Annotated in this window: 19 protein-coding genes and 2 tRNA genes; 3 read left to right on the top strand and 18 right to left on the bottom strand. The window is 34.2% G+C overall.

The features are described from left to right. Positions 1 to 165: 165 nt before the first annotated feature. The 6 genes from DW006_RS05350 to DW006_RS05325 form a co-directional block, all read right to left on the bottom strand. Positions 166 to 1,218 (bottom strand): beta-ketoacyl-ACP synthase III, encoded by a 1,053-nt coding sequence (locus DW006_RS05350; protein ID WP_117999372.1) that lies wholly within the window; start codon positions 1,216 to 1,218, stop codon positions 166 to 168. Positions 1,219 to 1,598: 380 nt separating this feature from the next. After that, positions 1,599 to 3,179 (bottom strand): sodium:solute symporter, encoded by a 1,581-nt coding sequence (locus tag DW006_RS05345; protein WP_199521886.1) that lies wholly within the window; start codon positions 3,177 to 3,179, stop codon positions 1,599 to 1,601. A 198-nt stretch (positions 3,180 to 3,377) separates the two neighbouring features. After that, on the bottom strand, positions 3,378 to 4,499 hold the full coding sequence (locus DW006_RS05340) for an N-acetyltransferase (RefSeq protein WP_117999370.1): 1,122 nt from the start codon (positions 4,497 to 4,499) through the stop codon (positions 3,378 to 3,380). A 112-nt stretch (positions 4,500 to 4,611) separates the two neighbouring features. Next, on the bottom strand, positions 4,612 to 5,067 hold the full coding sequence (gene rpiB / locus DW006_RS05335) for a ribose 5-phosphate isomerase B (protein ID WP_117999369.1): 456 nt from the start codon (positions 5,065 to 5,067) through the stop codon (positions 4,612 to 4,614). A gap of 234 nt (positions 5,068 to 5,301) precedes the next feature. Then, positions 5,302 to 5,385 (bottom strand) — tRNA-Leu (locus tag DW006_RS05330). Positions 5,386 to 5,416: 31 nt separating this feature from the next. Then, positions 5,417 to 5,498, bottom strand: a tRNA-Tyr gene (locus DW006_RS05325). A 450-nt stretch (positions 5,499 to 5,948) separates the two neighbouring features. On the opposite strand from DW006_RS05325, the gene srtB reads away from it, so the two are divergent. The 3 genes from srtB to DW006_RS05310 all read left to right on the top strand — a co-directional run bounded on the left by srtB (position 5,949) and on the right by DW006_RS05310 (position 8,510). Continuing rightward, the gene (gene srtB / locus DW006_RS05320) at positions 5,949 to 6,707 is read left to right on the top strand and encodes a class B sortase (RefSeq protein WP_117999368.1); all 759 of its coding nucleotides are present in this window, start codon (positions 5,949 to 5,951) and stop codon (positions 6,705 to 6,707) included. After that, positions 6,691 to 8,043, top strand: coding sequence for an LCP family protein (locus DW006_RS05315; RefSeq protein WP_117999367.1), 1,353 nt, complete (start codon positions 6,691 to 6,693; stop codon positions 8,041 to 8,043). The genes srtB and DW006_RS05315 overlap by 17 nt, the downstream gene beginning before the upstream one ends. 92 nt (positions 8,044 to 8,135) lie before the next feature. After that, complete coding sequence (locus DW006_RS05310; protein WP_117999366.1) at positions 8,136 to 8,510, top strand: NPXTG-anchored protein; 375 nt, start codon at positions 8,136 to 8,138, stop codon at positions 8,508 to 8,510. 155 nt (positions 8,511 to 8,665) lie between these two features. On the opposite strand, the gene DW006_RS05305 is transcribed toward DW006_RS05310, so the two are convergent. From DW006_RS05305 to DW006_RS05250, 12 genes are all read right to left on the bottom strand, one after another. After that, the gene (locus DW006_RS05305; RefSeq protein WP_117999365.1) at positions 8,666 to 10,690 is read right to left on the bottom strand and encodes a glycoside hydrolase family 13 protein; all 2,025 of its coding nucleotides are present in this window, start codon (positions 10,688 to 10,690) and stop codon (positions 8,666 to 8,668) included. 21 nt (positions 10,691 to 10,711) lie between these two features. Beyond that, positions 10,712 to 12,532: an ATP-dependent zinc metalloprotease FtsH gene (gene ftsH, locus DW006_RS05300; RefSeq protein ID WP_347475071.1), complete on the bottom strand. Its 1,821-nt coding sequence runs from the start codon at positions 12,530 to 12,532 to the stop codon at positions 10,712 to 10,714. A gap of 48 nt (positions 12,533 to 12,580) precedes the next feature. Continuing rightward, complete coding sequence (gene hpt / locus DW006_RS05295) at positions 12,581 to 13,102, bottom strand: hypoxanthine phosphoribosyltransferase (RefSeq protein ID WP_022166200.1); 522 nt, start codon at positions 13,100 to 13,102, stop codon at positions 12,581 to 12,583. Positions 13,103 to 13,107: 5 nt separating this feature from the next. Continuing rightward, complete coding sequence (gene tilS, locus DW006_RS05290) at positions 13,108 to 14,475, bottom strand: tRNA lysidine(34) synthetase TilS (protein ID WP_117999363.1); 1,368 nt, start codon at positions 14,473 to 14,475, stop codon at positions 13,108 to 13,110. 73 nt (positions 14,476 to 14,548) lie between these two features. After that, positions 14,549 to 16,252 (bottom strand): SpoIIE family protein phosphatase, encoded by a 1,704-nt coding sequence (locus tag DW006_RS05285; protein WP_117999362.1) that lies wholly within the window; start codon positions 16,250 to 16,252, stop codon positions 14,549 to 14,551. A 303-nt stretch (positions 16,253 to 16,555) separates the two neighbouring features. Next, on the bottom strand, positions 16,556 to 16,885 hold the full coding sequence (locus DW006_RS05280; RefSeq protein ID WP_117999361.1) for a DUF2007 domain-containing protein: 330 nt from the start codon (positions 16,883 to 16,885) through the stop codon (positions 16,556 to 16,558). Between the two features lie 96 nt (positions 16,886 to 16,981). Then, positions 16,982 to 17,314, bottom strand: a complete 333-nt coding sequence (locus DW006_RS05275; RefSeq protein WP_022166196.1) for a septum formation initiator family protein — start codon at positions 17,312 to 17,314, stop codon at positions 16,982 to 16,984. After that, entirely contained in the window at positions 17,275 to 17,775 is a 501-nt protein-coding gene (gene yabQ / locus DW006_RS05270; RefSeq protein ID WP_117999360.1) for a spore cortex biosynthesis protein YabQ, read from the bottom strand. Before yabQ ends, DW006_RS05275 begins: the two co-directional genes overlap by 40 nt. After that, on the bottom strand, positions 17,775 to 18,059 hold the full coding sequence (gene yabP, locus DW006_RS05265) for a sporulation protein YabP (protein ID WP_022166194.1): 285 nt from the start codon (positions 18,057 to 18,059) through the stop codon (positions 17,775 to 17,777). The genes yabQ and yabP overlap by 1 nt, the downstream gene beginning before the upstream one ends. Before the next feature lie 70 nt (positions 18,060 to 18,129). Next, positions 18,130 to 18,372, bottom strand: a complete 243-nt coding sequence (locus DW006_RS05260; RefSeq protein ID WP_117999359.1) for an RNA-binding S4 domain-containing protein — start codon at positions 18,370 to 18,372, stop codon at positions 18,130 to 18,132. Between the two features lie 213 nt (positions 18,373 to 18,585). Further along, positions 18,586 to 21,354 (bottom strand): cellulase family glycosylhydrolase, encoded by a 2,769-nt coding sequence (locus DW006_RS05255; RefSeq protein ID WP_117999358.1) that lies wholly within the window; start codon positions 21,352 to 21,354, stop codon positions 18,586 to 18,588. A 30-nt stretch (positions 21,355 to 21,384) separates the two neighbouring features. Continuing rightward, positions 21,385 to 21,573, bottom strand: coding sequence for a hypothetical protein (locus DW006_RS05250; RefSeq protein WP_117999357.1), 189 nt, complete (start codon positions 21,571 to 21,573; stop codon positions 21,385 to 21,387). Positions 21,574 to 21,592 lie beyond the last annotated feature (19 nt).

Genomic DNA, 21,592 nt, shown 5'->3' with positions numbered 1-21,592 from the left:
TTCTTTTATAATTGGCTTTTTTTTTGCTTATTGAAAACCTGTTTATAAAAAACTACTATTTTAAGTTCCATATAATTTTTTATTTTCAAAAGCAATTTTATATAATCCGGCTGTACCGGTTAATAACTAATAAAAAATATTTTACGGTTTTAGTTACAACTGCCATTAACAAATTTCCAAATATGTTGCAGCAAGGGTTACTCCTGCACCAAAACCTGACATTATAATTCTGTCGCCTTTTTTCAGTTTGCCTGCCTTAAACAACTCATCCAGCAATATTGGTATGCAGGCAGATGATGTATTGCCATATTCTGAAACATTTGTTGGCACCTTATCCATACTGATTTTCAAACGCTTGGCAATCCCCTGACAAATTCTTAAATTTGCCTGATGCAAAACAAACATATCCACATCGTCACTTGTTATATTCATTTTTTCCATTAATTCATTAATACATTTTGGAACTTCTTTTACGGCAAATCTAAAAATTTCCTGACCATCCATCTTTACAAAAGTGTCTAAGCTTTCCTGACCATCTATTTTTTTATATGTATCTGAATTTTCCTGACCATTCATTTTTTCATATATATCTGAAATTTCCTGTTTTTCTTCTGTAAAAATTTTTCTTGGTCTTGCTGCAAACCCGTTATAACATGTAAGTGCTGAACCTTTTCTACCATCAGATTTCATAACAGTTTCAAAAACTGCAGCCTCGCTTGCCTTAACAATTGCAGCTCCTGCCCCGTCTCCAAAAAGAATACAGGTTCCTCTGTCACTCCAATCAACAATTCTTGACAAGCCCTCTGCTCCAATAATTAACGCTGTCTTCACTAAACCTGAATTAATATAACTTTGGACAGTATTGTATGCCATCATAAAACCGGTACAGGCTGTGTTAATGTCAAAACAAAAAGCATTTATGGCTCCAATTTGTTCCTGAACAAAGCAGGCTGTATTTGGAAGAATCAAATTGGAAGATACTGTAGAAACCACAATAACATCAATTTCTTCTGGCTTAATTCCTGCATTTTCCACTGCTCTTTTTGCTGCCTCAGTTGCCATAGTAGCAGTAGTTTCATTTTTCATAAGGTGTCTTTGCTTAACGCCGGTTCTTTCCTCAATCCAACTGTCACTTGTTTCAACAATTTTTGTTAAATCATTGTTTGTAACTATATTTTCAGGAATATATGAACCTGTTCCAATTATTTTTCCAAACATATTATCCTTACAGAAAATGTTATTAACATTTTTTGTACTCCTTCCCTGTTACGATTTATTTAAGCTTTCTCTACTTTACTCATTTTTACTCATTCTTTTTTTAATAAACTATTTGTCTTTTCTATACTCCAACATTTTATTTTTACGACAAATATTTTCTTTTGTCTTAGAACGCCTACAGTATAGCCACCTAAAAATTAGTGGTCAATAGAATTTGGCAAAGCTAAACAACATGAAAAAAAGATGTCCTGTAATGAACATTTCCTCTTGTTTTTGTTCATTATCGGACATCTATTTTCTGATTTGTCTATTAAATTTTATATTTGAGTAGCAATTTTATTTGCCCTTAGAGTGTTCTACATTTTACACTCCAGAAGCCTTTATTTTAAATGTTCCTTTGCTACTGCTTCTGTTTTTTCTTCATAACATTCAAATAAATCGTCTAACTCTTTCTGGTCCTGTTTCTTTGTAAATAAACTAATAATCGGTACAATAATCAAGCCACCAACCATGGCAACTACACCTGAGTTGATTGAAGACTTAAATAAGTATGAAAGAACTGTTCCCCAACCTGTTGTATCAATTCCCGCAAGTGTAATTACAAGCTGTACAACAGCAATTCCGCAACCCCAGATGAAACATACAATTGTCGCTGCTTTTGTAACGCCCTTCCAGTATAGTCCATATAAAAATGGTGCAAGGAATGCTCCCGCTAAAGCTCCCCATGAAACACCCATCATCTGTGCTATAAATGTTACTTCAGGATGTGCATCCTTGAAAATGGCAATTATTGCTGAAACAAGTATAAAGAAAACAATAAATAAACGCATTATTGTTACCTGTTTCTTATCTGACATTTCCTTCTTTGATGCCGGCTTAATTACATCTAATGTAAATGTTGAACTTGAAGTTAAAACTAATGATGAAAGTGTTGACATTGAAGCTGATAAAACCAAAACAATTACTACTGCAACCACTATTGCAGGAAGTGTTGATAACATTGTTGGAATTATTGTGTCAAATAAAGGCTTACCTGTTGCCTCATTAATTGCAATTTTATCGCTATATAATCTGCCGAATCCACCTAAGAAATAACAGCCTCCTGCTACAATAATTGCAAATACTGTTGAAATAACTGTTCCCTTATGTATGTCTTTTTCACTTTTAATAGCATAGAATTTTCCAACCATCTGTGGAAGTCCCCAAGTACCAAGTGATGTTAAAATAACCACAAATAATAATGCTAAAGGATCAGGTCCTAAAAATGCTGTGTAAGCGCCTTCCCAACCTGCATCTCCTGTAACTTTTGCAAGGCTCTTTGTTGCCTGTAAAAGACCACCGTTGTCCATTAAAACCGCACCAATAATAGCACAAATTCCAAATAACATAATGATTCCCTGAATAAAATCATTAATAGCTGTTGCCATGTAACCACCAAAAATTACATAGAATCCTGTAAGCACTGCCATTACCGCAATAACTACCCAATATGGAATGTCAAACACTAAACCAAATAAACTTGAAAGTCCATTGTAAAGTGATGCTGTGTACGGAATTAAGAAAATAAATACAATAACTGATGCAGCAACTTTTAAAGGTGTTGAATTAAATCTTTTTCCAAAAAAGTCCGGCATAGTCTTTGCATCAACGTGCTGTGTCATAACCCTTGTTCTTCTACCTAACACATTCCATGCAAGTAAAGAACCAATGAATGCATTTCCTAAACCTGCCCAAGTTGATGCAAGTCCGAAATTCCATCCAAACTGTCCTGCATATCCTACGAAGATAACTGCAGAAAAATAAGATGTTCCAAAAGCAAAGGCAGTAAGCCAAGGGCCTACTGAACGGCCTCCCAGAACAAATCCTGTAACGTCTGTTGCATGTTTTCTGGTGTAAAAACCTACAAAGATCATTACAGCAAAAAATACAACTAGCATAATTGAACATAATACTACTGTCATAATGTTCCCTCCATTAAAATTATTAAAATATATCCCTAGTCTTTAAAGCGTTAAACTTTAAACCGTTACGCTTTAAATTACTAAAGTGATTATATAAAAAATAAGATGCTTTGTAAATAACAAAGCACCTGTTAGCTATCAACTGTTTCCTTTTCGTACTCCTATCTTCATGTCAGAGCACATCCACAGCCCACTTTTTTATATTTCTTTTATCCAGCATCTACGTCTTCTATGCTGAATCTTATTAAATCTTTTCCACATAGACTGAACCTTAATATTATCTTCAAGCATTGGTCCTGTCTCAGCATATTTCATTCCATCTTCAATGGCTGCTTTTAGAATTTCCGTAATTAAAACTAACGGTAAGCCTTTCTTCTTATACTGATCTCTTACACCAACTAAATAAAGTTCCAATGTGTCAGGTTTAGAATATGGTGCATAAAGCAGTCTTGCCCATCCAAAAGGGAACAATCTTCCATGAGATTTTTTTGAAGCCTTGCCCATTGAAGGAACAGTTACTCCAATAGCAACCATCTCATCTTTTTCATTTACAAGTAATGAAATAAATCTAACATTAACCACTAATATGAACTGATGAACATACTTTTTAATCTGTGCCTCAGATAAATCCACTTCACCATATAGTATCTTTGCAGTATCATTTACAACATCAAATATATATTTTATGTATTTTCTTAGCTGCAATCTGTTCTTAACTTTTACAATTTTGAGTTTATTGTCTTTTAAAACTCTCTCACACATTTTGTCAAAAATAGGTGGTATTTCATCCGGTATATCTATTCTGTTTTCAATCCAATCCACAGATTTTACATACCCAAGGCGTTCCATATGTTCCTTATAATAAGGTGCATTATTAATCGTTATGAATATACCATCATATTCAAAGCCTTCAATAAGCATTCCTTCCTGGTCCAAATCGCAAAATCCCATTGGTCCATGAGCTGCTTTAAGTCCCTTTTCCCTGCCCCAATTTTCAACAGTCTTAAATAAAGCTTCTGAAACTTCGTAGTCGTCAATAAAATCCACTCTTGTAAATCTTATTCTTTTTCTATCCCATTTTGCATTTGCCTTATGACTGATTATGGCACCGATTCTTCCTACACACTCTCCATCTTTATATGCCAACCACTGTCTTGATTCAGCATACTCAAATGCCGGATTTTTCTTAGGATTAAAATTCGCCATTTCGTCTGAAAGCAAATCAGGCATTGCCTGTGGCACATCTCTATACATTTTTTCATTGAAACCAGCAAAAGTTCTTAAATCTTTTCTGGTTTTAACTTCCTTTATTGTTATCATTATTTATCCTATGTTTTTTCATTTATATCATTCTACTAACCAATAGTCTGCCATCAAACTATTTTAGCTTTCCTTTTATAATTAGAAAATTATATTCTTTCACCTAAACTTGTTATCTTTTTTCGATTTCTCTAATCATATCGACTCTTCTCTGATGTCTTCCACCTTCAAATTCAGCTCCAAAGAATTCATCAAGAATCATCTTTGCAAGTTCAACACCTACAACTCTTGCACCAAATGCAATGATGTTGGCGTTGTTATGCTGTTTTGTAAGCTTTGCAGAATATGGTTCGCTGCAAACTGCCGCAATAACACCAGGAACCTTATTAGCTGCTATAGAAATACCAATTCCTGTTCCGCACATAAGTACACCATAATCAACATCTCCGTTTACTACTGCACGACCTACTTCTTCACCCTTTGCAGGATAATCACATTTGATTATTTCACCGTTTTCATCATAACCTGTTCCATAATCTACACATTCATATCCTTTTTCTTTCATATATTCAACTAATTCATTTTTTAAATCAATTGCTGCATGATCACAACCAAAACCTATTTTCATTGTAAATTCCTCACATTTCTTATTATTAACAATCTGTTATCCCTAACTTTTTTATTCTACCTAATATAAAAGTTCATGTCAAACTTTTACATTTGTATAATAAACAAGGTATTTCTACCACATCCCTAACTGAACTTTTTATGTAATATGAAATTATGGAGAATTTTCTTATTACATAAAAAAAGACATACCCAAAAAAATCAGGTACGCCCAAAGCTTTGAAAAACTTAAACATGCCGGTGACCGGAATCGAACCGGTACTGTGTTGCCACAACAGGATTTTAAGTCCTGCGCGTCTGCCAGTTCCGCCACACCGGCATTCATAACCAGCTAAAAGCTAATTATAGACTGGGCAGAGAAGGATTCGAACCTTCGAAGGCGGTGCCAACAGATTTACAGTCTGCCCCCTTTGGCCACTCGGGAATCTGCCCATAATAACTTAGAAAGCGCTTTTCTTTTTTTAATGAACTTTACATGCTCGCATGTATAAGTTTATTGAAAAAGAAAAAGTCATTTACGAAGTAAATGACAGTGAGCAAACAACGTTCGCGAACTGCTTTCCTCAACAATATACATTTATACCATAAATACTATAAAAGTGCAATTATTTTTTTATATAATAGAAATTTTCTCGAAATTTCTACCATATTTTAGTCCAAATCTTCTGTTACATCAGTATCTACTCTAAACTGTGCATACATTGGATTCATATAAGTATCCGTATATTCAACCAAATTATAGTCACTACCTACCTAACAATTACTTTGCCTTTCAGAATGTATCTCTTTTTTTTCGGCAATATCTCTCTTTGACATACATTCTTCCAACCACTATACTTATAGTTACAAACAATCGTTATTGAAAGGGATTCTAAAATTTATATGAAGAGTAAGAAAATTATATGGGGAACTGTTTTGGTTATAGCTACTGCTATTTTTATTTTTTGTTGCTACCTGCTACTTTCACAGGGAAGCAGCGACGGTGGAAATACAAAAAAATATTTGACCGAAACTACCTCTAGGCGTGTCAAGAATTCAAAAGAATATGCTGACAGCCACAACATTAACTGGAAAAAATTAAAAAAAGATAACTCTGACATATATAGTTGGATTTATATTCCAAATACCAAGGTTGATTATCCTGTTGTTCAGCCAACAACAGATAATGATGACTTTTACCTAAATCACAATATACAGAAGGAATCAGAATTTGCCGGTGCAATTTACAGCGAAATGCAAAATGCAACCGATTACTCTGATCCTGTAACAGTTTTATACGGGCACAATATGAACAACGGTTCAATGTTTAAGACTTTGCATAATTTTGAGAAACCTGATTTTTTTAAGAAAAATAAATACATTTATATTTACATGCCAAGTCAAAAATTGACATTTAAAATCTATGCTGCGTATGTATATGACAACAGACATATTTTAAATTCATTTGATTTTAGTAACAAAAGTGTTTTGGAAAAATATCAGAAATACACTCTTAATCCTGACTCAATGAATAAAAATACAAGAAAAGTTACATTAAATAAGGGCAGTAAAATTTTAACTTTAAGTACCTGCACAAACGGTGCCGAAAACACAAGATATCTAGTACAGGGGGTTTTAATTAAACGTGAGCAAACAAACTAATGATAATAATATAAGCGACAATTCAAACATTGCTAATCCTAACGTCATTAAGGACACTAGGAATAATCTGGAATTTGATGTTGACTGGGAAACTGTTGAGAAAAATTATAAATACGACTCTCATCAGCACAGACACCATAGACATCACAGTTCGTCTAACTTAGATAAGCCTACAGACTTTAACAATAATAGCTCTACTAACGTAGATAAGTCTGAGAATTTTGACGCCAATGCTTCAACTAACAAGCAAAAACATAATAAGTTAAAAAAAGATGTTCAAACTAATACACACAAACATAATAATGTAAAAGATGATGATCAAAATCTTAAAAAGAAACATAAAAAGCTAAAGATTTTTTTGATTATTTTACTTTCACTACTTATAATTATTGCAATTGTTTTCGGAGTTTTAAATTATATTGGCAGGAAGAAGTTACTTAATTACAGAAATCTCCATGTTAATGTTCCATCAGGAATACAATATGAAGATGACGGGCGAATTGTATACTACAATGGACATACTTATGAATTTAATGACAATATTGCAAGCATACTTTTTATGGGTATTGATAATCGCAAACTAAAAGATAATGCAGTCTCTGGAACAGGCGGTCAAGCTGATGCTTTGTATCTTTTTACTTACGATACAAAGAGCGGTCATATAAAAGTGCTCAGCCTTAATCGTGATATCATGACTGACATTAGCCGATATGATGAGGGCGGTAACTACGTGGACACTGCAACTGCCCAGCTTTGTTTGGCATATGCCTATGGCGACGGCAAACAAACAAGCGCTGAAAATCAGGTAACTGCTACGGAACGTCTTTTATACAACATTCCAATCAACGCTTACTATGCAATTGATTTGGATGCCATAAAAATTTTAAATGATGATGTTGGTGGGGTTACTGTTACACCTGGCTATACATTTGAAAGTTTCACAAAGGGGCAGACTGTTACCTTAAAAGGCGATATGGCAGAGGCATTTGTTCGTCATAGAGACACCAGCTTATTAGATGACAACCTTAGAAGAATGGATTGCCAGAAACAATATCTTACAGCTTTTGCCGGTTCCATTGTGCCTGCAATAAGAAAAGATTTCCACGTGTCTTTGGATTTATACAAAGATACAACAACAAATACAGTTACAAATATTTCTGCACCGATACTTACATATTTAGGTTGGTCACTGGCTACAAACTATACCGGGTTAAATATACAAAGTACATCTGGGAAATATGTGGACTCCCCAAAAGACAGTTCTGCAGAATATAAAATTTCCAAGAAAAAACTTTTTGAAACTGTTTTGGATTTTTACTATAAACAGATTGATTAAAAGTATAACTTTGATTTTTAAGCGTATATATGTATAATAGAATAAGAAAAGCTTCACATTTTGTATAATGTGTAATTACGGAGGTAAAAACTATGAATAAACCCGCAAAAAAAAATATTTTAGTTCTTCTAGCGACTTTAATATTTACATTGGCTTTTGCTACAACATGTTTTGCCAAAAGTAGTCCTACTGCTACAGTTATTCCAACTACTACAGTTAACCCAACTACTAAAGCACCAACAACAGTAAAGCCTACTAAGAACAACGAAACAACTAAGAAAAAACAAAAAAAGCAAAAAACTACTAAGAAAGACGAAACAACAACCGGCTCAGGTAAAACAGGAAAGAGAAATTCTTCAGGCATTTCTCCAAAAACAGGCTCAAACATTATAATCCCAATTGCCGGCTTGTTAGTAGCCGTAGGTGCAATTGTAGTTTCCAGAAAAGAATTAACAGATAAGAATTAAATAATAAATAACAGATAGCCATTAGTGGCAAATGAAGGCAATTCATAAATCAATAGAAAAAGCGAGAAAATAAAAAGGAATTCAGACAATAGAAATATAACTTGTCTGAATTCCTTTTTATTTATCTGCTTTTTCACCAGATTGTGAATTGTTATTTATTTGTTGCGGTAGATTGAACCGCTATTTCCTTTGACTGTTAAGTTCAAACTGCCATTTTCTACTTCATAGATTATTCTTCCACAGTTATAGAATTCTCTACTTGATTCCAACAATCTTTCCCACTGTGAAACACTTCGTCCCAACTTCCAAACGGGAACGGAAATCTCTTTGTCTATGTCAGATGTGTTGATTACTGTTAATACTGAATCGTTTTCATTAAAGCGACCATAACACACCAAATCGGTGTCAGCAATTAGCAACATGTAAGACCCGTCTTTTAATGGCTGATTCTGTTTGTGAACACATATTGCCTCTCTATAGAATTCAAGCAATTCTAAATCTTCCTTACCCCAAGGATAAGTTCTTCTGTTATCCGGATCTGTCCAACCACATACACCTGCTTCATCACCGTAGTATAAAGTAGGTGCACCAGGCAATGTCATCTGCATAATAACGCCCTGTTTAAATATTGCTTTATCTATATTTTCTGCTGCTGCTGCAGCTCCTACTGTACCGATTCGACCAACCATCTTATTTGTTCTCGTCATAAATCTTGAATGATCATGATTTGATAATTCATTCATTGCCACAAGAATTGACTGGTTCTGCATACGTGAAAGCTGATACTGCATTGTGTTATGGAACACTTCTCCGTTACCTCTCATGTATGGGTTTGCATTGTCAGAATGTTTATCAACGCCTGTTAAAAACCATGTAACAGGGTCCATAAATGCGTCATAGTTCATTACCGTATCCCACTGGTCACCCATAAGCCATGAGTGTGCATCACCATAGTTCTCTGCCAAAATAATTGCATTAGGATTGGCCTGTTTAACTCTGTCTCTAAAACGCTTCCAGAATTTATGGTTAAATTCTGGGCTGTGTCCTAAGTCAGCTGCCACATCAAGTCTCCAACCATCAACATTAAATGGAGGTGACACCCATTTTTCAGCTATATGCAAAATGTAATTACACAACTTTTCACTACCCTCATAGTTTAATTTTGGAAGAGTATCAAATCCCCACCAACCTTCATAACTGTAATTATCAGGCCAGCTATCTGTGCTAAATTTAAAATAAGAATTATATGGGCTTTCCTTTGACTGATATGCCCCTGTTTCATAATCACTGTTTCCTTTATAAAGTTCCTCTCTGTCTAACCACTTGTTAAAAGAACCACAATGATTAAGAACTCCATCGATAATTATTTTAATTCCATGCTCATGAGCTTTTTCAACTAATTCTATAAATAACTGATTACTTGCCTCAAGGTTTTCCAAGTTAGTAGTTCTTGTTTTGTACTTGCTTGCGTTTTTATTATCAGTTGCGTAATCTGATACAGTTTCTCCACCATCCACAACAATTTTTCCTAAATGTGGATCAACATGGTCATAATCCTGTGTGTCATACTTATGGTTTGATGGTGAAACAAAAATAGGATTAAAATAAATTACATCAATACCTAATTTTTCTAAATAGTCCAGCTTGTCAATGACCCCCTGCAAATCTCCACCGTAGAACTGTCTTGTTCCATCAACTGCAGGATTTTCGTTCCAATCCTTCACTGCTGTAACTGCTTTTCCAATATAAACATATTCATTGTCAACTACGTCGTTTGTTTTGTCCCCATTGTTAAAACGATCAACCATTATCTGGTACATAACCGCTCCCTTTGCCCAATCGGGAGTTTCAAAACCAGGTGTCAATTCGAAATAACCATCATTTACAGCCTGTTTCATTATTCCAAACATATTATAAAAAATGCAGTCTTCATTTGTATCGCATTTAAAATAATACTGATACATCTTTTCACCGGCATCCAGCAGAGCTTCGAAATATTCAAAGTCCTCTGTAGTTTTTATTTTTGTCATCTGCAATTCATTTCCATTAACGCACACAAAGACACTACTAACAGTGCCTTTATTTGCTCTAAGAATGATGCTATATGTTTTTTGCTGTTCATTATATTTACAGAACTGCTTTGTTCCGTCATGAAATAATATATCTTGATTAACAAACATATTTTTACCTTCTATTCCTTATTAGAACAACGCTTCAAATTCTTCCTGATTAATCTTTTCTTTTTCTAACAATAATTTAGCTGAAGCATGAAGCTGTTCCATGTGTTCTTCAATAATGGCTTTCGCCTGTACATAACAACTCTCAACAATATCTCTAACTTCCTGATCAATTGCTGAAGCAGTTGCTTCTCCATAGCCTTTAGAGTGTGCCAAGTCTCTTCCAATAAACACATCATTGGAATCGTCATCATAGTTTATTAAACCTAGTTTGTCTGAAAATCCATACTTTGTAACCATAGCCTTTGCTGCTGCTGTTGCCTGTTTTATATCCTGCGATGCCCCTGTTGTTATGTCATCTAAAATCAGTTCTTCAGCAATACGACCACCAAGGCTTACCATAATTTCCTGTAACATCTTGCCCTTTGTAAGGAACATTTCGTCTTTTTCAGGAAGTGGCATTGTGTATCCTGCTGCACCTGCGCCTGTAGGAATAATTGAAACTGTGTGTACAGGTCCTACATCAGGTAAAACATGGAATAAAATTGCATGACCTGATTCATGATAAGCTGTAATCTTCTTTTCTTTTTCAGAAATAATCTTGCTCTTCTTTTCTTTTCCAATTCCAACTTTAATCATTGCCTGGTCAATATTCGCCTGTGTAATATATGGTTTGTCACCCTTTGCTGCCAAAATTGCTGCTTCATTTAAAAGATTCTCAAGATCTGCACCTGTAAATCCTGCAGTAATTCTAGCTATATTTTCTAAATTAACATCGTCACCAATTGGCTTGTTCTTAGCATGAACTTCCAATATCTGCTCTCTGCCTCTAACATCAGGTCTACCAACTAAAACCTTTCTGTCAAATCGTCCCGGTCTTAAAATAGCCGGATCAAGAATATCAACTCGGTTTGTAGCTGCCATTACTATGATGCCTTCATTTACTCCGAAACCATCCATTTCAACAAGCATCTGGTTAAGTGTCTGTTCACGTTCATCGTGGCCACCACCCATACCTGTTCCTCTTCTTCTTGCCACTGCATCAATTTCGTCAATGAAAACTATACATGGTGCATTTTTCTTAGCCTGTTCAAATAAATCTCTAACTCTTGAAGCACCTACACCAACAAACATTTCCACAAAATCAGAACCTGAAATTGTAAAGAAAGGTACGCCGGCTTCTCCTGCTGTAGCCTTTGCAAGTAATGTTTTACCTGTTCCCGGAGGACCTTCTAATAAAACGCCTTTTGGAATACGTGCTCCCAAGCTAATATATTTCTTAGGATCTTTTAAGAAATCAACTATTTCTTCTAACTCTTCTTTTTCTTCTTCTAGTCCGGCAACCTTTGTGAAATCCATGTTTTTAATTTCAACAACCATCTTGGCTCTGCTCTTTCCAAAGTTTGCCATCTTGCCACCGCCACCTCCGGCATTGGCATTCATCATAATAAGTACAACAACCACAACAATACCTAACAAAATCATAGGTACAACGCTTGTTAAGAATACGCTGTCTCTACTTACATCAGGTATATATGGTTTTAATTTAATCTTATTGTTGTCTGCTTTTGCTTTGTCAATATCGCTAATAACTTTATTAACATCTGTTACATAAACAATCTTTGATTCATTTGAATTGCTTAACTTAATTACCAGCTTACCTGTAGGAACTTCCTTGTTTTGCTTAATTGTCAACTGCTTAATGTTGTTAGCCTTTAAGTCTGTTAAGAAATCACTGTAAGCATAATCATTGTTTACAAAGCTCTGGCTAAAACTGTAGATGATTAAGCAAACCAAAACTACAATCCCTAAAAAATAAAACTTAGAAAATCTATTTCTGCCTATACTGTTCAAATCTTCCTCCTCGCATTTCATAATTTGTGTCAATTTATATTAAAGTTCTACGATACCAATATATGGTAAATCTCTGTAGCTCTGGTCATAATCTAAACCATAACCTACTACGAACTTGTCTTCAATTTCAAAACCTACATAGTCAACATTCATGTCAACTTCTCTTCTGTCAGGCTTATCAAGTAATGTTGTTACCTTAATGCTTGCAGGATTTCTATCCTTTAGCATTGGAATTAATTTGCTTAATGTATTGCCTGAGTCAATGATATCCTCTACTACAATAACATCTAAGCCTTCAATGCTTTCATCTAAATCTTTTTTGATTTTGATATCGCCTGAGCTTTCTGTTCCTGAGCCATAGCTTGAAACACTCATAAAATCAAGTGTAACAGGAACAGTTAATCTTTTTGCCAACTCACATGTATAGAAAATACTTCCTTTTAAAATACAAACAAGTCTGATTTCTTTCTTTGCATAGTCTTTGCTGATTTCTGCTGCAATCTCTCTAATTCTCTTATCTAATTTTTCTTCACTAATGTACTCTGAAATCTTGTGTATCATAATCCTTACTCCTTATTGTATGTGATTTTAATAATTCTTTTTGTACTATCTGTTACCTTGCACATCTCACTTATTCTATATCCAACAATCCACACAACATGATTCCCGTCTGCCAGCAACCATATATTGTTTCTTTCTTCCTGTGGAATTTTATTGTCTATAAAATATTTTTTCAGTTTCTTTTTTACACTTCTTCCCGATTCACTTCCGCTAATTTCAATATAATCTCCCGGAAGTCTTTTTCTCAGTGTCAATCCCTTTATTTTATCATAATCAAGCCATTTAGTATATAACAAATCAGGGATATTTGATTTGTCAAAACTTTCATTTTCCACTGTAACTGTAATCTTTTCTGTGTTAAAAATCTTACCGCCTTCAATAATCGTCTGCCTGTTGCTATCTTTTCCTTCGTTATTTTCAGGTAAAACTTTCACACCTTCGTATGTTTTAATTAACTTTAAGCCGTATGGTAGTTCCGATTTCTTTGAGACCTGATTTGACAATAACCCAATTACAATATTAACGTGATTAGCCTTTATGTCTTTTAGTTTACCGGTGTTTTCCAAAATCCACATTCTGACGACCTCCTGTAAAATTACAACATTAAGATCTTCTGCCGAATTAAGTAAAACATTATCTTTCACATGAATCTTATATGCCTTCTGTGCCTCACCGTAAATATATTCATACACCTGAGATAAATTTTCAGCCGCATTTACTATATTATATTCCGCTTTTTGATTAATATTTTCTTTTATATAGGGCATTAGCTTAAGGCGAATCCTGTTTCTGCTGTAATCTGTCTCTTTATTGGTGCTGTCAGTACAGTAACTCAAATTGTTTTCCTGTAGATACTGCTCTATTTCATTTCTGCTACAGCAAAGTAGCGGTCTGATAATCTGCCCTCTCATTGGAGAAATTCCCGTTAAACCTTTCAGTCTGCTACCTCTAAACAAATTAAAAAGAACCGTCTCGCTGTTATCATTTAAGTTGTGAGCCACTGCTATTTTGTTTGCTCCAACTTCATTTGCCACCTGTTCAAAAGTGTTATATCTGAATATTCTTCCGGCTTCCTCCTCTGATAATTTCTGTTCTTTTGCCATTTCAGGTATATTTGCCGTCACAACTCTAAAAGGTATTTGCAAATTTTCAGCCATTTGTTCTACGAAATCTGCATCGCGTTTTGCCTCGCTACCTCTGATTCCGTGATTTACGTGAACAACGTATAGCTTCAAGTGATACTTTTCTCTTAAACTGTACAACACATGTAGCATACAGACAGAATCAGCGCCCCCGGAAACTCCAAGTAAGACGCTGTCTCCATCTTGTAATATTTTATTTTTTTCAATGTAACTTATCACTTTTTTCAACATAATTCTATGATACTTTATGGGTGTTTCGATGTCAAACTTTCAAAGAAGTAAAACTATTTTTATGACTAATTTATTAGATTTTCTCCCAGATTCCCGTACAAATAACTGTCATGTCATCTTCCGGCACCCCCTTTGACCTGGCTAATGCTCTGGTTAAAATCTCCATTGCCATTTGTTTTGAATTGGATGTTTTAATGTCCATGATAATTCTACCCATAGCCTCCTCCTTGTCAGGCTCATCAAGGGCATCTACAATTCCATCTGAAACCATGATTACAAAATCGCCATCGTACAGTTTTTTCGTTATAGTTTCCATATCCACTTCCTGGAATACTCCCATTGGAAGGGATGTGGACTTAATACATTCTACCCAGTTTCCACGTTTAATATAAGTACAGGCTGCACCTAATTTTAAAAACTGACACGTTCCTGAGTATTGGTCAATTAAAGCCATGTCCACTGCTGCCGGCTCCTGCCACTGATTTCCTGTTAGCATTATCGAGTTGGCAAGTTTCAAAGTTGTTCCCTCTTCAAAGCCACTGTCTATCATTTTTTCCAGCAAATCAATTATAAGTTCACTATAGCCCCCTGCTCTTTTTCCAGAACCCATACCGTCACATATACTCATAAAAGTCTGCCCACTGTTTAAATTCATGACAGCGAAATTGTCTCCTGAAACGTTCTCGTTATTTTTTGTCTGTCTGGCAGTTCCACTTATTGTCATAAAATTTACTTCTTCTAATAAAACATACTCATTGTAATCTTCCGTAATATTAACAATGCTGTCTATGGAAAGGCGTACCTTTTTGCCTAAAGCCTGACTTACTACCTTTTTAATTACATCTGATTTAACATCAGTTTTTTTCTTTTTTTTGGCAAAAAGTCTCACCTCTAACATGCCTTTACTATTTTCATTTATATAAATTCTTCTTGCTATAACTTTGTTTTCCCGTAACTTATGTTTTATATAATCGTCCATTCCTAGAGTTGTTTTCTTTTCGCTGTAAATTGGTTTAGTGTAATTTTCCATTACTTTTGCCATTTCATTAAACTGCACAGCCATTGCTTCTCTTGTTTCCAGAAGTTTGTTGTACCATAAGTAATTTATTTTTGCCCGCTCCAGATATTGAATCTGACCGTTGGCACAACCTCTACAGGCACTGTTTGCAATCTCCTGTTCCACACAACCTTCCATGGATACGTCGTAATCCCTGTCAATACCACTCATTCTTTTAAGCTCTGATGCAAGATTTTTAAATGCCTTTGAGGTCCGTAAAATACTTTCGTTTCTTATATCTTCCTGTTTGCTTATTGCCTCCTGCAACGACTTATGGTTTGGAACATAATCACTTACATATTTTATAAAGTATGTAAAAATTACTGTCATTGACCAGGTAAGCATTACAATTGGTACTAAACCGTATAAGTCAATTTTCATCATTCCGTCTATTGACCAGTCAACCGCCTCCACCAGCACAGTAATAACTGTGGCAATTACCGCCACTACGTATGGGTTATACTGATTGCTGATTTTTTTATACTGGGTTATGCATATACCGGTGGTTGCCATAATCGTGCCGTATTTCACTGCAACCATAAAACCACCGTTTATAAATATTGTGTACATCATAAGTGGCAATGTAACTAAAGGCACGCCTTTCATTTGACACAATGCCCCATACCAGCTTTCTCCTATTGTATAGTAACCAAGCATTGGCATTAAACAGGTTAATACACTCATGGCTATTATCAATATTGGTTTTAATATTTTTTGCATACCATCCCTCCTTGTTTTTTTCACAAGAAATAGTATACAAGCTCTGTTTATGTTTTTTTGTCAAAGCAAGGTATGATAATCGTTAGATATTTCGACATTAGATTGTTAAAATACATCCCTAGTGGAACGTATTTTTTTAACAGAATATTCTGAAAAAAAATTTCTTATTAAAAAAACCATATCAAAACTTTTGGCATTCCACTGGGTTTTAATATGGCATTTATAATTAATCGTTATTTAATTCTTTAATATAATCATTTAATCTTCACTTATATTGTTAATTTCTATTCAATTTCAATATTGCTATAGGTTTTCAATTAAACTATAAATTATGTTTCCTAATATAGCAGCTAAAAATAATACTAAAGCTATTCTTGCTGCCCAAATTTGCGTTCTGACTCTTTTTACTTTTTTCTTTTTTCCAAAGCCATTTGCATTGATTATCTCTAATGCTTCTTTCCAGTCTTTGTCTTTTACAAGCACGCCTTTAGGTATCATAAAATCAGAACCTTTTATTCTAAGATAATCTCCAGCCCCGTCTGTGTATATTTGTGTATATATACCGTTGCTTTCTAAAAGCCCTATAAGCATTTGTAGTTCTACTTCATCGTTTGTTTCATACACCTGTTTCATCTCTTTAACCTCGTAATAAAATTTAACTATCCTATTGTTTAAATTATTAAATTCATATCTTATTCGCTAATATTGATTCTTCATTCTACTGATTTATTAATCTTCCGGCTTGAAAATTACTTCGTTAGGATATAATAAACCTAAATTTCTAGCCATCTGTTCTACATAATCATCTGTTTTAACATATTCTTCCTGATCCTTTAATTCTTCAGATAACTGTAGTTCTTTCTTATATTGATTCTTTAATTTTCTTTCCTGCTCTCTTAAATCAGCCAATGTGCTGTATTTGCTTATCATCTGTCCACCAATGACAATACAAAATGCCACAACTACTGCTGATATAGCTATCATCATTCTTCTATTTTGAATACGCTTTCTTCTTGCGTTGCTTAATCTTCTTGTTGATACTTTTCTGTTTTCTGTTGCCATTTTCTCTTCCTTTTTTCTTTTTTAACTCTTTTTAGTTTATCTAATTTGTATAACTTTTGCAATGGTTTTAACATTTTTGTCACAATTTTCTTTACTTTACCAAACACGCAAGTGTTTAATTTTTTTAACATTTTAGAAAGTTTTGTTTTTACTTTGCACAGAAACTTTGCAACCCTGTCAACAATTTTTCTTCCAACTAACCATTCATACAAAGCCATTATGCCTAATGTAAAGATTATTGAAAAGAATCTAGGTCTGCCGTAATTATATTTCAAGTATATATTAAACATAAATATTGCAGAAATCGTCCAATAAATAACATCCTGAATAATCATGGAAACAATTCCCACTTTGAAAATTCTTCTGCAAACCCGAACCATATCATAGCAGACAGCTAAAACAAGTCCACCATACAGGCTCATTACAATAAGCAATGCTTCCTGAGAAATCTGCGGACTCATTATTCAAACATCCTCTTCAAAATAGACTTACTTTTTTCTCCATAATCCTTTACGTCTGAATAAACAATACTGTCAATTTTTCCTGAAATATTTACCTCGCCTTTTTCAATTGTAAGCTTAGTTACCTTTAGGTCGCTACCCTTTATATGTACCATACCTAAATTTGATTCAAGTAAAACCTGATTCAAGTCGAAAGCCACTACGTCTTTAATCCCTGTCAAATTCATCTGCTTTCTATTGTCCATTGAAAGTTTGTGGGTTCTTGGTGTACTGCCTGCTTCCATATTAACCTCGAAAAGTTTTCTATATAATAATATATTAGGTTATGTGAGAAATATGTCTTGCAGTTGCATTTTAATCAATCTCTTTGTACATGTCTACTGCTTCTTCTTTTTTAACTATTTCTTTTGTGCTTAAAACTTCCACCTTTACAGTTCTTTGACCAAACTGAATTTCTATTTTGTCTCCCTCTTTTACATCTCTTGAAGCCTTAGCCGGCTGTCCGTTTACCAAAACTCTTCCTGCATCACATGCCTCATTTGCCACTGTTCTTCTTTTTATTATTCTTGAAACCTTTAAAAATTTATCTATTCTCATGATATCTCCTTTTGTTCTAATTAATATTTTTAAATTTATGTGCTTAGAATATATATTTTTCTACTATTAGGTTAATTTTTATAATATAATTTTCCATATTATTAAATTTACATTTTAAAAAATAATTTCCTATTTACGTATAAAAATAATACCGGAGATTTTTTCTCTCCGGCATTATTATAATATATGTTTGATTTTCTATAAAGACTATATTTATTTTTTGCCAGGATTATATAGGTTGTCATTCCAACCGTAATCCACTTTATGATTCTCATCACAATAGTAAGGATTTTCAGAACTTATTCTGTGTAAAATTGTATCATAAAGATATGCGTGACCATTGTAGTTTGATGACAACACATTTTTGTAAAGGTAATTTGCAACTTCAGGTATGGACATTGTTACTGTATCCGTGCCGTAAATCAAAGTACCATCTTCTGCCACAACAAAACCTCTTATATGGAATGAATTTGTCATAACATTTAGTGTGCCATCGCTACCATAATATGAGTTGTTACTCATTGTTCTGACATACTTCATTGTGCCATCTTCTTTGCTTAATATTCCATTGTCTGTTGTCACATAGCCAAATGTATAATCCATGTTGTTGTATTGCCTTGCTCCTCTATAGGTATATTCATTACCACTAATAGCCTGAGTATTTAGTATTGAATATGTGTTATCCAATACATCATCAGCCGATTTTCCTGAACTGTTAGGGTCGATTGTGTATATTACCCCTGTATTTTTTACGGTGTAATTCTTTCCTGAAACTGTAATAGTCTGTCCAATATCAGGTGCTTTACAAACTGTTCTAAAGGCTACTTTTTTCTCACTTCCTTCTTCATCAAATAAAACTTCGCCCTTTGTGTTGTAATACCTATTTCCATTTGTTTTAATCTGAAATCCCTCAACTGTAATCCTGTCAGACTTTAACATTGTATTTTCTGACACAACTTCAACTTCATGTGATGTTGTTCCTTTTGATACCTGTTCATTTAAAGTTGCCTGTACAGTAACTTTATGCTTTCCTGCAGCCACATTTTCAAGCTTCACATTTCCATATGAACTTATTAATGTAAAATCTTTTAAATTCACAACATTACCTGAAATATCATTTACAAATTTTAAGTAAATAGTATGTTTCCCCTCTTTTAAAGGCTCGTACAAGTCAATTGTTTTTGTAACATAGTCTCCCCATCCTGCATTTGCAGTTGGTGGTGTAATTTTAATAGATCCAATAGGAACACTATCCATACTTTTATCATATACATAAATTGTACCGTTTGCATTTTTATCACATGAATAGTTAAAAGTGACAGAGGTTATAGGCTTTGATACTGAAATGTCTTTGTATTCTACCCAGTCACCATTATGGGTTCCACCTATATTTACCGGTTTTCCGCTACTGTCCGAATCTTTTACTACACCACTTTGATTTGTATAATCTGTTGCCTTTATAACTTTACTCTCTGATTTTATATCAGACTGGGATATAGTTGCCACACTGGTTGTACTGTCATCAATATAAATGTTGTACTTTGTATCTTTAGCCATATCTGCCTTTGGATACCAGTTTACATCTATTTGGTTTAACATTCCATCAGCATTCACAAGGCTTACACTTTTAATTTTAGACTCTGCAAGATTGTCCACTGTACCCGGAAAATAACTTTTTATTTTGTCCGTTACATTTGTATTTCTTTCAACGCTTCCCTGATTTGACCATTTTGATAATATATCTTCATAAGAATCAGTTTCTACATCTGCCCAATACTTTTTAGTATCAGCATCGTTGCCGTCGCCGTTTCCCGGAGTATTAAATAATCCCCAGTTTCCATATTGTTTTGTACATTTGTAGTTCCAAACTGTCCAACTTAAATTATTGTTATTTAATAATTTAACACCTGCACTCCATGAATCACTGTTTGACATCATATTAAATTCTCCAATATAACTTGGCACATTATAACCTGCACCTTTTATATTGTTTATTTTGCTCTGCATTGCAGCAACCTGTTTGTCTTTGTCACTGTAATCACTGTACAAATACTGATGATATTCGTACATTACGTTTGTCCACTGTTTATCAGAAGGCTTGGGAAGAGTGTCTGCATCCCACACGGCTTCCATAATAATAACGTGATTTCTGTCAACTGTTCTTATCTTTTTGTAAGCCTTATCATATACATTCCACAATGTACTAAGTCTTTCCTCCTTTGATACGTTTACATCTGTCGCATTCATATAATCTGCCATTGGTTCATTAAGCAAATCATAACCTGCAACAACAGGATTATCTTTGTAATGCTGTGCAATTTTTAACCACATATCCAAATATTTTGCCTGATTTGTACTTGCGTCTGTTCCAAAGAACAATTTTGAATTGTCCTTTTTTTGCTGATTTGTGCTTCCACCGTAAATACCTGAGTTGTGACTGCCATTTTGTGAACCATATGCACCATGCATATCAATAATTACATATATGCCATATCGACCTGCTGTTTCCACAAACCAGTCAATTTTATCAAAGGCATTGTCATACCAGTTGCCATTTTCATCAACAAGATTTCTGTACCAAATTGGAAGTCTGATACAATTAATGCCAAGTTTTGCACAATTTTCGAAATCACCGGTTGTCCAATAATTGTCTTCATATGCACTAATAAGATTTTTTGCCTTTTCACTGCCAAATCTGGAATTTAAAGTATCCAGAATGTTTTTCTGGCATCTGATATTTCCACCATATGTTGCACACAGCCAGATTTCCTGTAACATATAACCACCTGCATTTACTCCACGCAAATACACGGTATCACCCTTTTCATTTTTTAAATTCGTACCATCTGCTTTTATAAATCCAGGATAGATTTCCTTTGTGGTAGAAACTGCTTTTACTCCTACACTACCCAGCTGTGGTATTCCTGTTATTACAAAAGAGACGGCAAGTATTATTCCAATTATTTTCTTTAATCTTTTCATAAATTTCTCCTAATTTCTAAACAAATTTTCTTAAAATCCAACTGGAAGGCTCTCAACTGTAACATCAGGAGTGGATTCCCATGCTCTTGTAACTATATCCCCCGGTTTTTCGTTTGGATTGGTAGTTTCAAAAAATGATCCAGAGTCCATAATTTTTTCAGACACCTCAAACTTTGTCACTATCAATTCCGGTGTCTCATAAACTTTTGTTTTTTTCATTTCCTTCACCTCATTCTGT

The sequence above is a fragment of the Eubacterium sp. AF36-5BH genome, assembly GCF_003460505.1.
Lineage (GTDB): Bacteria > Bacillota > Clostridia > Lachnospirales > Lachnospiraceae > Eubacterium_G.
This window is presented reverse-complemented; position numbering and strand designations above follow the sequence as displayed.

Bases quoted from the DNA above. Each gene is read 5' to 3' on its own strand.
- DW006_RS05350 (WP_117999372.1), bottom strand. From the start codon at position 1,218: ATGTTTGGAAAAATAATTGGAACAGGTTCATATATTCCTGAAAATATA.
- DW006_RS05345 (WP_199521886.1), bottom strand. From the start codon at position 3,179: ATGACAGTAGTATTATGTTCAATTATGCTAGTTGTATTTTTTGCTGTA.
- DW006_RS05340 (WP_117999370.1), bottom strand. From the start codon at position 4,499: ATGATAACAATAAAGGAAGTTAAAACCAGAAAAGATTTAAGAACTTTT.
- rpiB (WP_117999369.1), bottom strand. From the start codon at position 5,067: ATGAAAATAGGTTTTGGTTGTGATCATGCAGCAATTGATTTAAAAAAT.
- srtB (WP_117999368.1), top strand. From the start codon at position 5,949: ATGAAGAGTAAGAAAATTATATGGGGAACTGTTTTGGTTATAGCTACT.
- DW006_RS05310 (WP_117999366.1), top strand. From the start codon at position 8,136: ATGAATAAACCCGCAAAAAAAAATATTTTAGTTCTTCTAGCGACTTTA.
- DW006_RS05305 (WP_117999365.1), bottom strand. From the start codon at position 10,690: ATGTTTGTTAATCAAGATATATTATTTCATGACGGAACAAAGCAGTTC.
- hpt (WP_022166200.1), bottom strand. From the start codon at position 13,102: ATGATACACAAGATTTCAGAGTACATTAGTGAAGAAAAATTAGATAAG.
- tilS (WP_117999363.1), bottom strand. From the start codon at position 14,475: ATGTTGAAAAAAGTGATAAGTTACATTGAAAAAAATAAAATATTACAA.
- DW006_RS05285 (WP_117999362.1), bottom strand. From the start codon at position 16,252: ATGCAAAAAATATTAAAACCAATATTGATAATAGCCATGAGTGTATTA.
- DW006_RS05280 (WP_117999361.1), bottom strand. From the start codon at position 16,885: ATGAAACAGGTGTATGAAACAAACGATGAAGTAGAACTACAAATGCTT.
- DW006_RS05275 (WP_022166196.1), bottom strand. From the start codon at position 17,314: ATGGCAACAGAAAACAGAAAAGTATCAACAAGAAGATTAAGCAACGCA.
- yabQ (WP_117999360.1), bottom strand. From the start codon at position 17,775: ATGAGTCCGCAGATTTCTCAGGAAGCATTGCTTATTGTAATGAGCCTG.
- yabP (WP_022166194.1), bottom strand. From the start codon at position 18,059: ATGGAAGCAGGCAGTACACCAAGAACCCACAAACTTTCAATGGACAAT.
- DW006_RS05260 (WP_117999359.1), bottom strand. From the start codon at position 18,372: ATGAGAATAGATAAATTTTTAAAGGTTTCAAGAATAATAAAAAGAAGA.
- DW006_RS05255 (WP_117999358.1), bottom strand. From the start codon at position 21,354: ATGAAAAGATTAAAGAAAATAATTGGAATAATACTTGCCGTCTCTTTT.
- DW006_RS05250 (WP_117999357.1), bottom strand. From the start codon at position 21,573: ATGAAAAAAACAAAAGTTTATGAGACACCGGAATTGATAGTGACAAAG.